Annotated in this window: 11 protein-coding genes; 3 read left to right on the top strand and 8 right to left on the bottom strand. The window is 71.3% G+C overall.

Annotation, left to right across the window (positions count from 1 at the left end; all coding sequences use genetic code 11):
- Positions 1-212: 212 nt before the first annotated feature.
- The 8 genes from OG787_RS44205 to OG787_RS44170 all read right to left on the bottom strand — a co-directional run bounded on the left by OG787_RS44205 (position 213) and on the right by OG787_RS44170 (position 8398).
- On the bottom strand, positions 213-1853 hold the full coding sequence (locus OG787_RS44205; protein WP_405539071.1) for a thiamine pyrophosphate-binding protein: 1641 nt from the start codon (positions 1851-1853) through the stop codon (positions 213-215).
- Positions 1850-2635, bottom strand: a complete 786-nt coding sequence (locus OG787_RS44200; RefSeq protein WP_369029945.1) for a cyclase family protein — start codon at positions 2633-2635, stop codon at positions 1850-1852. Before OG787_RS44200 ends, OG787_RS44205 begins: the two co-directional genes overlap by 4 nt.
- Positions 2636-2688: 53 nt before the next feature.
- The gene (locus OG787_RS44195) at positions 2689-3870 is read right to left on the bottom strand and encodes a cytochrome P450 (RefSeq protein ID WP_405539070.1); all 1182 of its coding nucleotides are present in this window, start codon (positions 3868-3870) and stop codon (positions 2689-2691) included.
- Between the two features lie 46 nt (positions 3871-3916).
- Positions 3917-4783: a MurR/RpiR family transcriptional regulator gene (locus OG787_RS44190; protein ID WP_369029947.1), complete on the bottom strand. Its 867-nt coding sequence runs from the start codon at positions 4781-4783 to the stop codon at positions 3917-3919.
- 93 nt (positions 4784-4876) lie between these two features.
- Positions 4877-5806, bottom strand: coding sequence for an ABC transporter substrate-binding protein (locus OG787_RS44185; RefSeq protein WP_369030113.1), 930 nt, complete (start codon positions 5804-5806; stop codon positions 4877-4879).
- Between the two features lie 71 nt (positions 5807-5877).
- Entirely contained in the window at positions 5878-6567 is a 690-nt protein-coding gene (locus tag OG787_RS44180) for an ABC transporter permease (RefSeq protein ID WP_369029948.1), read from the bottom strand.
- Positions 6564-7229 carry an ABC transporter permease gene (locus tag OG787_RS44175; protein WP_369029949.1) on the bottom strand — a complete coding sequence of 222 codons (666 nt, stop codon included), beginning with the start codon at positions 7227-7229 and terminating at the stop codon, positions 6564-6566. Before OG787_RS44175 ends, OG787_RS44180 begins: the two co-directional genes overlap by 4 nt.
- Positions 7226-8398, bottom strand: a complete 1173-nt coding sequence (locus OG787_RS44170; RefSeq protein WP_369029950.1) for an ATP-binding cassette domain-containing protein — start codon at positions 8396-8398, stop codon at positions 7226-7228. Before OG787_RS44170 ends, OG787_RS44175 begins: the two co-directional genes overlap by 4 nt.
- 136 nt (positions 8399-8534) lie before the next feature.
- Here OG787_RS44170 and OG787_RS44165 point away from each other — a divergent pair, with 136 nt between their 5' ends.
- From OG787_RS44165 to OG787_RS44155, 3 genes are read left to right on the top strand one after another with little or no spacing between them, the layout of a single operon-like run.
- Positions 8535-9536 carry an ornithine cyclodeaminase family protein gene (locus OG787_RS44165; RefSeq protein WP_405539068.1) on the top strand — a complete coding sequence of 334 codons (1002 nt, stop codon included), beginning with the start codon at positions 8535-8537 and terminating at the stop codon, positions 9534-9536.
- Positions 9533-11095 carry a histidine ammonia-lyase gene (hutH, locus tag OG787_RS44160; protein ID WP_405539066.1) on the top strand — a complete coding sequence of 521 codons (1563 nt, stop codon included), beginning with the start codon at positions 9533-9535 and terminating at the stop codon, positions 11093-11095. Before OG787_RS44165 ends, hutH begins: the two co-directional genes overlap by 4 nt.
- Positions 11092-11997: an amidohydrolase gene (locus tag OG787_RS44155; protein WP_405539065.1), complete on the top strand. Its 906-nt coding sequence runs from the start codon at positions 11092-11094 to the stop codon at positions 11995-11997. Before hutH ends, OG787_RS44155 begins: the two co-directional genes overlap by 4 nt.
- Positions 11998-11999 lie beyond the last annotated feature (2 nt).

The following is an 11999-nucleotide window of genomic DNA, read 5'->3' as shown; positions in this document are numbered from 1 at the left end:
CGGTGGCGGCTCAACCCACCTGGGCGGTGCGGGAGTTGACATGGGGTCAGCACACAACTGCTGGTGACAGTGGGAGCTGCCGAGCCAGCCTCACCCTAGGACTTCGAACACAGCCGAAGCAATAATCTTGTCGGACTCTGTTCGATCCTGATGGTCGGTTCTGATGGTCGGGTTCTGATGGCTCGGCAGGACTCCGTCTCGGTCGGCGGGGCTCAGTGCCCCCTGAACGCCTCCTCCAGCCACCAGGACCCGTGCTCGCGCGTCACCTTGGCGTCGATGAGCAGCGGCGCGGAGCGCGGTCCCGCCACCCAGTCCTGTACGGCCTTCAGGTCGGCCGGCGCGCGCACGGTGACCGCCTCGAAGCCGTAGCCCCGGGCCACGGCGGCGATGTCCGTCGGCGGGAACACAACCGTGTCGAGCGGATGCCCGTCGGGCCCGAAGTGGTGGACCTCCGCGCCGTACGCGTCGTCGTTGTAGACGACGACCACCATCGGCAGCCCGAGCCGCCGGACCGTGTCGAGGTCGGCGGCACCCATCAGCGCGCCCCCGTCCCCGAGCGCGGCCACCGGAAGCCGGTCCGGCCGGGCGAGCGCCGCGCCGATCGTGGTCGCCAGGCCCAGGCCGATCGCCTGGAAGGCCTGCGTGAAGCAGAAGCCGTGCTGGTCCGGTACCGACAGATACGCGCTCGGATACCCCATGAAGTTGCCCGAGTCGACGCCGATCACCCGTTCGGCGGGGAGGATGTCGTCGAGCGCGATGCTGAGCGTGCGCGGGTCGATCCGCTCCCGGCCGCCCTCGTCCTCGTACGGCACGTCCCGCATCCGTACCCGGGCGGCGATCGCCTCGCCGACCTCGACCGTGCGGTAGCCCTGCCGTTGGTCGCCGCCCGCGTCGAGCACGTGCCGCGCCGTGAGTGCCACGTCGCCGGTGACGCCGAGCCGGACCTCCCGGTGGGCGCCGAGCGCCGATGCCTGGTCGTCGACCTGGACGACCGTCGCCTCGGGGCCGATCAGGGCGCCGTGCCGCATGGTCCACATGTTGAGGGCGCAGCCCCAGCCCACGATCAGGTCGGCGCCCTGGATCAGTTCGACGGCCAGGGGTGACGCGAAGCCGCCGGAGACGTCGAGCGACCAGGGGCTGCTATGGAAGAGGCCACGGGCGACGGCCGAGGTCGCGAGCAGTGCGCCGTGGCGCTCGGCGAGGTCCATGAGGGCATCCCGGGCGCCGGTCCCAAGTGCTCCCCGGCCGGCGACGAAGACCGGGCGTCGCGCGCGCCCGAGCAGGTCCGCGAACGCCGTCACGTCGGCCGCCGACGGTACGACCGGCTGCCGTTCGGGCGGTGGCGCGACCTGTGCCAGGGCTCCGTCGGGGACGTCCAGGCTCTGTACCTGGAGCGGCAGGTTGAGCAGGACCGTGCGCCGTTCGTGCAGGGCGCGTCGGACAGCGTCGCAGGTCACGTCCACGGCGTCCTCGGCCGAGGTGATCCGCGCGGTGACCGCGCCGACCGCCTCGGCCAGGGCCTCCTGGTCGACGTAGAAGTTGGACTTCGGCTCGGTGACCTCGGCCGCCAGTACGAGGAGCGGGGTGCGGCTCTTGGCGGCCTCGGCGATCCCGGTGACGGCGTTCGTCAGGCCCGGCCCCTGGTGCACGCTCAGCACGGCCACCGCGCCGCTCGTCCGCGCGTACGCGTCGGCCATCGTCGCCGCGCCGCCCTCGTGCCGTGCGGCGACGAACCGCGCACCCGCCGCCACCAGGGCGTTGGTGACGTGGAAGTTGCCCGAGCCGACGACGCCGAACACATGGTCGATGCCGGAGGCGGCCAGCGCCCGTCCGACGACTTCCGCGACCTTCATGACCGCTCCACCAGGGCGAGCACACGCGCCGGGGACCCGGACCCGCTGACGATGGGCAGCGGGCCCGCGACGACGACGGCACCGGTCGGCGGCAGCGCGGCGAGGTTCTGGAGCTGGGTCAGGCCGTACTTGTCGCTGCCCATCAGATACGTGTGGCAGGGGAACGCCGGGTCGAAGGAGTGCGCGCCTCCGGCGTCCGTGCCCACCGTCTCGACGCCGAGACCGATCACCGGCGACTCCTCGGCCACCCAACGGGCGCACTCCGGGGACAGGCCGGGGGTGTGCGGGCCGTTCTCGTCCGCGTTGAGGAACGGCTCCTGGGCGTGCGAGCGGGCGTCCCAGCCCGTACGGAGCAACAGCCAGCCCCCATCGGGGAGTTGGCCGTGCTCGGCCTCCCAGGCCTTCACGTGGTCGACCTCGACCAGGAAGTCCGGGTCCTGTGCCGCCTCGGCGGTGAAGTCCAGCACCGCCGCCGGGGCGATGAGCCGGCCCGCCGGAACGGAGGCCACGTCGGCGAGGTCCTTGCCGGTGACCCAGTGGTTGGGTGCGTCGAAGTGGGTGCCGGTGTGCTCACCGCTGCGGAAGTTGTTCCAGTACCAGGCCGGCCCCCGGTCGTCGTACCTGCTGATCTCCTCCAGTTCGAACACGGCGGTCTGGCCGAAGGGCGGAGGCAGCTGGAGCACCGGTGTGGACGACGACAACGGCGCGGTGAGGTCGACGACTTCGATCGACCCGCCGCGCAGGCCCGACACCAACGAAGCGAGGACGGACGGCTGGGACATGGATGCCTCCTGGGACGCTGCTGGAGCCTCCAGCATCCCAGTCCGACGTGGTGTCAGGCGGGAGCGTCCCAGAGCACATGCAGGGTGGCCGGCTTGCGGAAGACCAGGCCCTGCGGGGTGACGGGGTGGTCCGGGTCGAGGCGCAGGCCGGACAGGCGTTCGAGGAGGCGGTGGAGGGCGATACGGGTCTCCAGGCGGGCCAGGTGTGCGGCGATGCAGTAGTGCGGGCCGTGGGCGAAGGCCAGTTGGAGGCGGGCGTTGTCGCGGCGGACGTCGAAGCGGTCGGGGTCGGGGAAGACGTCCGGGTCGCGGTTGGCGCCGGTGAGGGAGACGGTGACCAGGTCGCCGCGGCGGATCGTGGCCGGGCCGAGGACGGTGTCGCGGGTGGCGTAGCGGTCCACGATGGCCGCGCCGGGTTCGAGGCGCAGCGACTCCTCGATCGCACCGTCCAGAAGGTCGAAGTCGGCCCGGACGTCGGCGAGTTGGTCGGGATGCCCCAGCAGGTGGAGCAGCGCGTTGGTGATCATCGCCTCGGTGGTCTCTATGCCGCCGAACATCAGCACGGCCGCGTTGGACGCCACCTCGGGCACGGTCAGCCGTCCGGCGGCGGAGCCGAGGAGGGAGGCGGTGTCCCGGTCGGCGACGGTGGCTTCCACGGCGGCCCGCAGTTGGGCGTAGGCCGCGGTGCCGGCGGAACTCGCCGTGTGTCCGGCGGTGATGTCGGAGACCGACCGCACGATGGCGTCGTACCAGGAGAGGACGGTGTCGGCGGTGGTGCCGGTGAGGCCGAGCGCCTCGGTCACGACGGCGACCGCGAGCGGTCCGGCGAAGGCGCGCCGGAGTTCGGCGGCGCCGGTCGGCGGGAGGGCGGTGATGAGCCGGTCGGTCTCGCGTTCGATGCACGCGGTGAAGCCGTCGCGCACATCCCGGGGCCGGAAGGGGGCGTTGAAGGGCTCGCGGTGACGGGTGTGTTCGTCGCCGTCGAGGGACAGCATGCTGGGGCCGACGACCTGCGCGGTGGAGAAGCGCGGGTCGTCGACGGTGAACGTCCCGGAGTCCCGCATCACGGTCAGCGCGAGGTCACGTCGGGTGACCAGCCAGCCGCCCAACTCCGGCAGCCAGGACACCGGTTCGTGTGCGCGGAGCAGGGCGAGGCGGGCGTGCGGGTCGTCGGCGAGTTCGGCGAGGGTGGTCTCGGCGCCGAGGGGGCAGGAGTCGACGAGGTGGGGTGTCATGGGGTGCGAACTCCCTCTCGGTGGGCGGCACTTGGGCAGGAAGCGCTCACTCGACGAACAGTCCGCGCGCTGCGGCCCGCGCGTCGAACTCCTCCAAGTGGGCCTGCGCGTCGGGCAATGCGTCGCACATGGCCTCAAGGAGCACCTGCCCCAGCAGCATCGGAGCGCTCACGGTGTCGAAGACCAGGCCGGTGCCCACGGCCGCCGGAAGCAGCACATCGCTGTGGGCGGCCACCGGGGCGAAGGTGCCGTCGGCGATCGTCACCACCGTCAGCCCCGCGTCCCGGGCATGGTCGAGGGCGTCGAGCAGCTCGCGGGGATGGCGCGGCAGCGCGAAGCACAGGAGGGCGCTCGCACCGGCCTGCCGGGCCGCGTCGATCCGGTCGGCGAGCAGCGAGCCGCCCTCGTCGAGCAGTCGTACGTCGGGGTGGACCTTGGCCGTGAAGTAGGCGAACCCCCGTGCCTGGGCGGCGGACGCGCGCAGCCCGAGCACCGGCAGCGGCCGGGAGGCGGCGAGCAGCCGTCCCGCCCGTTCCACGGGCCCGGGGTCCGCGAGCAGGGACGCCAGCTGCCGCAGGTTGTCAATCTCGGCCTGTACGGCCTGCTGGTACGGGTTGTCCGACCGCTCCCCCGGCTCCGCGCCGGTGGGTGCGACATCCCGCAGATGCTTGCGCAGCGCCGGATAGCCGTCGAAGCCGAGGGCGACCGCGAACCGGGTCACCGACGGCTGGCTCACGCCTGCCAGTTGGGCCAGTTCCACGCTCGACAGGAAGGGCACGTCCGCCGCCTGCCGGACCAGACAGTGCGCGATACGGCGCTGTGTCGGGGTGAGCCGACGCCCCTCGAAGAGCTGGTGCAGCCGTACGGAGGAACCGGCCGCCTCGGCCGTGTCGGTGCCGACGCCGTCGCTCATCTGCTCCCCAGCCGGTCGTGTTCGGTCCCCTCTCTCCCGCCCGACGGGCCGGGCGGGAGAGAGGGCGGACGGTATTGCCACAGCCGGACCGGGTCAGCTCACGAGACCGGCGCTCGTCAGCCACTCCTTGGCGACGTCGCTGGAGTCCTCCTTGTCGTTGACGAGCTTCTTCATCATCTCCAGCAGGTCCTCGGTGGTGAGCTTGGCGGAGACGCCGTTGAGCGCCGCCTTCGCCGTGTCGTCGACCGCCGACTTGTAGACCAGGGGCGTGACGTTCTGCGAGGAGAAGAGGTTCTTCGGGTCCTCCAGGACGACCAGCTTGTCCTCGACGATGGCGGGGTCGGTGGTGTACAGGTTCGCGGCCTGTACGTCGCCGTCCTTGAGGAGCTTCACCAGGGTGGTCTGGGCGCCCGCGTCCAGCGGCTGGAACTTGCCGAACTCGACGCCGTACACCGACTTCAGGCCCTCCCCGCCCTGCTTGCGGGTCTTGAACTCCGAACCGGCCCCGATCGTCATGTCCTTGGCGACCGGCTTGAGGTCGGCGAGGGTCTTGAGGTTGTACTTGGCGGCGGTCTCGGCGGTGACGGTCACCGAGTCCTTGTCCTCGGCGGCGGCCGAGTCGAGGATCTCCACCGACGAGGGGAGCTTCGCCTTCAGCTCGGCGTTGACCTCCTCCGTGCTGGTGGCGGTGCTGTTCTTGTCGACCGCCACCGAGAGCAGGGCGCCGTTGTACTCGGGGAAGACGCCGATGCCTCCCTTGACGACCTGGTCGTAGTAGACCTCGCGGGCGCCGATGTCGAACTTCCGCGTCACCTTGAGGCCCTTGGCCTCCAGTGCCTGGGAGTAGATCTCGGCGAGCAGCTGGTTCTCGGGGAAGTTCGCCGAGCCGACGACGATGGATTTCCCGCTGCCACCGCTGTCGGCGCTGTCGCCCGTCAGCGGGTTGCTGCTGTCGCTGTCACCGCCTCCGCAGGCGGTCAGCGAGAGTGCGGCGATCAGACCGAAGGCGGCGCCACGGTACATGCCTCGCTTGGTGCTCATGGTGTTTCCTTTCTCGGAGCCCGGAGGCTCGGCAACTCTTCAGACGAAGAAAATCAGGACTTCGACGCCGAGACCTGAAGGCCCGGCGAGACGATGACGCGCCGCAGCGCGGTGAAGGCGACCTGGACGACGAGGGCCAGTACGACGACGACGGTCGAGCCGCCGATGACCAGTTCGTAGTCGTTGCGGGAGAGCCCGTCGACGATGAACCGGCCGAGGCCCCCGAGACCGGGGTAGGCGGCCACGGTCGCGGTGGCCACGACCTGGATCGCGGCGACCCGGAGGCCGAGGAGGATCAGGGGCAGCGCTATCGGCACCTCGACCCGTACCAGAACCTCCCACTCGGTCATTCCGACCCCGCGCGCCGCGTCCCTGGTGTCGGGGTCGACACCCCGGACACCCTCGAAGGTGTTGATGAGGATCGGCGGGACCGCGAGCGCGACCAGGGCGATCAGGACGGGCGTCACGCTGAGCCCGGCGAGGGTGACGACGAGGACCACCAGACCGAAGGTGGGGATCGCCCGCGCCAGGTTCGCCACGCTCGCCACGGCGAACGCCCCCCGGCCGGTGTGGCCGACGAGCAGCCCGAAGGTCAGCCCGATGAGGGCGGCGAAGAACAGGGAGATGCCACTGTAGGTGAGGTGTTCGAGGAGCCGATGGGGGATGCCGTCGTCGCCGTGCCACTGCTGCGAGGACGTCAGCCAGTCCCACACGAGTTCGACCTGGTTCAGGAAGTCGTTCATGGCGCCGTCACCTTGTTCCGGGACCACGGCGTCAGCAGCCGCTGGGCGAGCACCAGCAGGGCGTCGGTGGCGAGTGCGAGCAGCATGATCAGCACGATGGCCGTGATGATCGGGGTCGGGAAGTCGAGTTGCAGACCACGGGTGATGTAGTACCCGAGTCCGCCCTGTCCGATCAGCTGTCCGACCGCGACCAGGCTGATGGACGACACGGCGGCGACGCGTACACCGGCGATCACGACGGGTACGGCGATCGGCAGTTCGACCTGGACGACACTCCGTATGGCGCCGAACCCCATCGCGGTGGCCGCGAGCCGGACCGGTTCGGGGACCGAGGCCAGCCCGTCCACGACGTTGGGCACCAGCACCGACAGCGTGTAGAGCGTCAGCGGGATCATCACTGTGCGTTCGGTGAGCCCCGTATAGCGGACGAAGATCATGAACAGGGCCAGCGACGGGATCGAGTACAGGATGTTGGCCACGGTCAGCACCGGTGGGTACAGCCAGCGCCAGCGGTGGCAGAGGATGCCGAGCGGCACCGAGATGATCAGCCCGAACAGCACCGGCAGCAGACCGAGTCTCAGATGGATTCCGGTGTAGTCGGCAAGTTCGGCGGCGTGGTCGCCGATCCACTGCCACCGGATCAACGGTTCGTCGTCACTCATCGTTTCGCACCGCCCGTCCCGTCGGCGCCCGAGTCCGTCCCAGCGGGATCGGCGTCTATGTCGGCTGCCCCGGCGGGGTCGGCAACGTCCGGCGTCCCGGCGGACAGCTCGTGGGCGTCCGCGACCCCCACGACCGCGCCGTCCGCGTCCACGCCCACCGCGAGCCGGGCGGGCGACAGGAGTGCCGAGTCGAGAGCTGCGCGTGCCGAGTCGCCGACGAGGCTGAAGGTGTGACCGAGCGGCGCCAGGGTCGCATCGGCGAGCGTGCCGCTCTCCGGCAGGTCGGCGACCGCCGCCCAGCCGAGCGGCCGTCGGGCGTCGTCGACGACCAGTACCCAGGGCTCGTCGCCCGTCCGGGCCGATGCCACGGACGAGGTCGCGGGCAGCACCGGGCCGTCGCGCAGCGGCACATTGGCCCCGTCGACGAAGGACAGCCGGCGGATGCCCCGGTCGTGCCCCACGAAGTCGGCCACGAAGTCGTCGGCGGGCTCGGCGAGCAGCCGCTCGGGGGTGTCGAACTGGGCCAGCCTGCCGCCGGTCCGGAACACCGCGATGTTGTCGCCGAGCTTGATCGCCTCGTCGATGTCATGGGTGACGAACACGATCGTCTTGTGGAGTTCCTTCTGTAGCCGGATGAACTCGGCCTGCAACTCCGCCCGGACGATCGGGTCGACCGCGCTGAAGGGCTCGTCCATCAGCAGTACCGGCGGGTCGGCGCCCAGCGCCCTGGCCACCCCGACGCGCTGCTGCTGTCCGCCGGAGAGCTGGTTCGGATAGCGCTTGGCCATCTCGCTCGGCAGGCCCACCAGTTCCAGCAGTTCCGCCGCCCGCGCCCGCGCCTTCTTCCGGCTCCAGCCGAGCAGCAGCGGAACGGTGGCGATGTTGTCCAGAATGGTGCGGTGCGGGAACAGCCCCGCGTGCTGGATCACATAGCCGATGCCGCGCCGCAGCTCGGGTGCGTGGACCTCCCGGATGTCCTGGCCGCGCAGGCTCACCGTCCCGGCCGTCGGCTCCACCATGCGGTTGATCATGCGCAGGGTGGTGGTCTTGCCGCAGCCGGAGGGACCGACCAGGACCGTGATGCCGCCCTCGGCCAGCTCCAGCGACAGATCGTCCACCGCAGTGGTGCCGTTTGGATAATTTTTGCTCACCGCGTCGAATCTGATCAAAGCTGCCCCTTACCCGACTGCATATGGTCATGCAGAGTTATCCGTGACTGAATGACAGTCAATGCCCATCTGTAAACGGCACGTTACAGTCACACGAAATCAGGCCAGGGACGTCCGAAATGTATGGAGACAGCGCATGAAACCGGTCTGGTTCACCTTTCTGAACGGCTCGGACATCGAACAGCTGGAACTCACCGACGGAGAGATCCTGGACGCCGTCGAGCAGGGTCTGCGCGCCCAGGGCCAGGGCGAGACGGTGATCGAACCGCGCGTCCATCTCGTCCCCGACCCCGCGTTCGACGGCCACTTCAACGTGCTGCGCGGCTATGTCGCCCCGCTCGCGCTGGCCGGCGTCAAGATCGTGGGCGACTACGTCGGCAACTACAAGGCCGGTCTGCCGTCCGAGATGGCTCTGCTGAACCTCTTCGACCCGCGCACCGGTATGCCGGTGGCCGTGGTCGACGCGACCGCCCTCACCGAGATGCGCACCGGCGCCCTCACCGCGCTGGGGGCGCGCCATCTGGCCCGCGCGGACTCCCGGGTCCTCGGACACATCGGCGCCCGCGCCACCTCGTACTGGAACGTCCGGCTGCTCGACCGGATCTTCGACCTCACCGAGATCCGCGTCCACTCGCGCCGCCCCGAGAGCCGTGAGGCCTTCGCCGAGCGGCTGGAACGGGACCTGGGCAAGCCGGTCGTCGTCACGGAGGACTGGCAGACCTGTGTGGAGGGCGCGGACATCGTGGTGGAGGCGTCCCGCCTCGAACGCCCGGAGCCGCTCCTCAGGACCGAGTGGATCGCGCCCGGCGCCCTGGTCGTGCCCTACGGCACGAACAGCGCGGTGGAACTCAGCCTCACGGACATCATGGACAAGATCGTCGTCGACGACTGGGGCCAGGCCCACGCCGGACCCTTCGGCGCTCTGCGCACCCACGTCGACTCGGGCAGGCTCAACAAGGACAACCTGCACGGCGAACTGGGCGAGATCGTCGCGGGCCACAAGCCCGGCCGCGAGAGCCCCGACGAGACGAACCTGTTCTGGCACCGCGGCCTCTCCCTCTCCGACATCGCACTCGGCGCCGCCATGCTCAAGAAGGCCGAAGAGCGCGGCCTCGGCCAGAAGCTCCGCTTCTCATGACGAGCATCGGCAGCAGCACGGTCGTCGTCGACGGGCGGACCCTGTCGTACGAGGATGTCGTCGCCGTCTCCCATCACGGCGCCCAAGTCGCCCTGGCCGACGAGGTGTTGCCGCGGCTGGTGCGTGAGCGGGCCGTCGTCGAGGACATCGTCGACCGCCAGGTCCCGACGTACGGCCTGACGACGGGCCTGGGCACCCGCTCGTCGTACGCCCTGCCGCGCGCCGAGTTGGAGGCGTTCAGCGTCCGTACGGTCCGGGGACGGGCGAACGCGGTCGGCGATCCGCTGCCGGTGGCCGTCGTACGCGCCGCCGTCCTCGCCCGCGTCAACGGCATCGCGGGCGGCGGCAGCGGGGTGCGGCCGGAGATAGTGCGGCTGCTCGTGGCGATGCTCAACGCGCGGGTGCATCCCGTGATCCCCGAGGTGGGGTCGATCGGCGCCTCCGACCTGTGCCAGCTCGCGCATGTCGGCCTGGTCGTCATCGGCGAGGGCAGTGCCGAGTTCGACGGCGAGGTGCTCGACGGCGCGACGGCGCTGCGGCGGGCCGGTCTCACGCCGGCCGAGCTGGGCCCCAAGGACGGGCATGTGCTGTGCAGCGCGAGCCCGTTGGCGGCCGGACAGGGGGCGCTCGTCCTGCACGAGGCCGCTCAACTCCTCGCCCTGGCGCAGGCGGTCACGGCACTGACGTACGAGGGTTTCCGGGCGAACACGAGTCCGCTGGACGCCCGGGTACTGGGCCTGCGCCCCGCGCCCGGCCAGTCCCGCGCCGCGCGCGAGCTGCTCGCCCTGCTGGACGGGGGTGAGCTGGGCGATCCGCGCAACGCTCGGCGGGTCCAGGACCCCGTCAGCCTCCGCTGCGCCGCGCAGGTGCACGGGGCGGCCTACGCGGCCCTGGACTTCGCCGGGGCCGCCCTCGATCCGGAGCTGAACGGCTGCGGCGACAACCCGGTGGTGCTGCCCGACACCGGCGAGATCCTCTCCTCCGGCAACTTCCACACCCCGGCGCTCGCCCTCGCCCTCGACACCCTCGCGCTGGCCCTGACCCAGACGGCCTCGATCTCCGCCGAGCGCATGCGCCGGCTGCTCGATCCCGGTGTCAGCGGGCTGCCCGCGAACCTGTCGCCGTACGGGCCGGAGCGGTCGGGCTTCGCGCCCCTGACCAAGACCGCGCAGGCGCTCGTCGCCGAGATCCGGCTGCTGTCCACGCCGGTGTCCACCGATCCCCGCCATGGCGCGGACGCCGTCGAGGACGACTCGACCAACGCGTCGCTCGGCGCCCGGCGGCTGGCCACGATCCTGGTCCGGCTGCGGCAGCTGCTCGCCGTGGAGGCCGTGGTCGCCGCGCAGGCGGTGGACCTGGCGGCACCCCCGGTGCTGGGCCGGGGATCGCGCCTGCTGCACCGGGCGATCCGGGCTGCCGTGCCCCGCCTCGACGACGACCGGCCCTGCGGGGTGGACGTGACGGCGGTGAATGACGGCATCCTGGGGTCCGACGACATCCGGGGCGCGCTGCGCGCATTGCTGGAAGAATCGTCGGCACCGGCGGGAGGAACGTCATGACCAGCGTCGACGTACACCAGCATCTGTGGACCCCGTCGCTGGTGGCGGCCCTGCGCGCCCGCCGCGAACCACCGTTCCTGGACGGCTGGACCCTGTACCTGCGCGGTGAGCCGCCCTTCGCGATCCCGCCCGCCGACCACGACATCGCCCGCCGCGCGGAACTCGCCGCCGCCGACGGGCTCGGCCGGGTGCTCGTCTCGCTGTCCGCCCCGATCGGAGTGGAGTGGCTGCCCGCCGCCGAGGCCCGGCCCCTGCTGGACGCGTACCACGAAGGATCGGCCGCTCTTCCGAAACCATTCGACGCCTGGGCCGCAGCCTGCGTACGCGACATCGATGCCGACGCGACGGCCAAGGACCTCGACCGGGGGTTCGCCGGCCTCCAGCTCCCGGCGAACGCCCTTGCCGACGCGGCGGGTTACGCGCGCTGCGCACCACTGCTCGACCTGCTCGAAGAGCGCGACCTGCCGCTGTTCGTCCACCCGGGACCGGCGGCCGGCGAGCCCGAGGGCCCCGGGTGGTGGCCCGCGATGGTGCCGTACGTCCAGCAGATGCACGCCGCCTGGTTCGCGTTCCGCGCCTTCGGCCGGCCGCGCCATCCGCGTCTGCGCGTGTGCTTCGCGCTGCTGGCCGGGCTGGCCCCGCTGCACGGGGAGCGCTTCGCCGCCCGGGGTGGTGGTCCGGAGGACGGGGACGTGGACCCGGGTGTCTTCGTCGACACGTCGTCCTACGGCCCCCGTGCCGTCGACGCGGTCGTGCGCGCCCTCGGCACCGGCGCCGTCGTCCAGGGCTCGGACCGGCCCTACGCGGAGCCGCCGCTGCATCCCGGGTTCGGGCTCGGCGGAGCGGCGGCGTACGCCTTCCGGATCTCCAATCCGCAGCGGCTGCTCACCGGAAAGGGCTGACC

The sequence above is a fragment of the Streptomyces sp. NBC_00075 genome (assembly GCF_045041225.1).
GTDB lineage: Bacteria > Actinomycetota > Actinomycetes > Streptomycetales > Streptomycetaceae > Streptomyces > Streptomyces adonidis.
The sequence above is the reverse complement of the archived record's forward strand: the minus strand, read 5'-3'. Positions and strand labels throughout refer to the sequence as shown.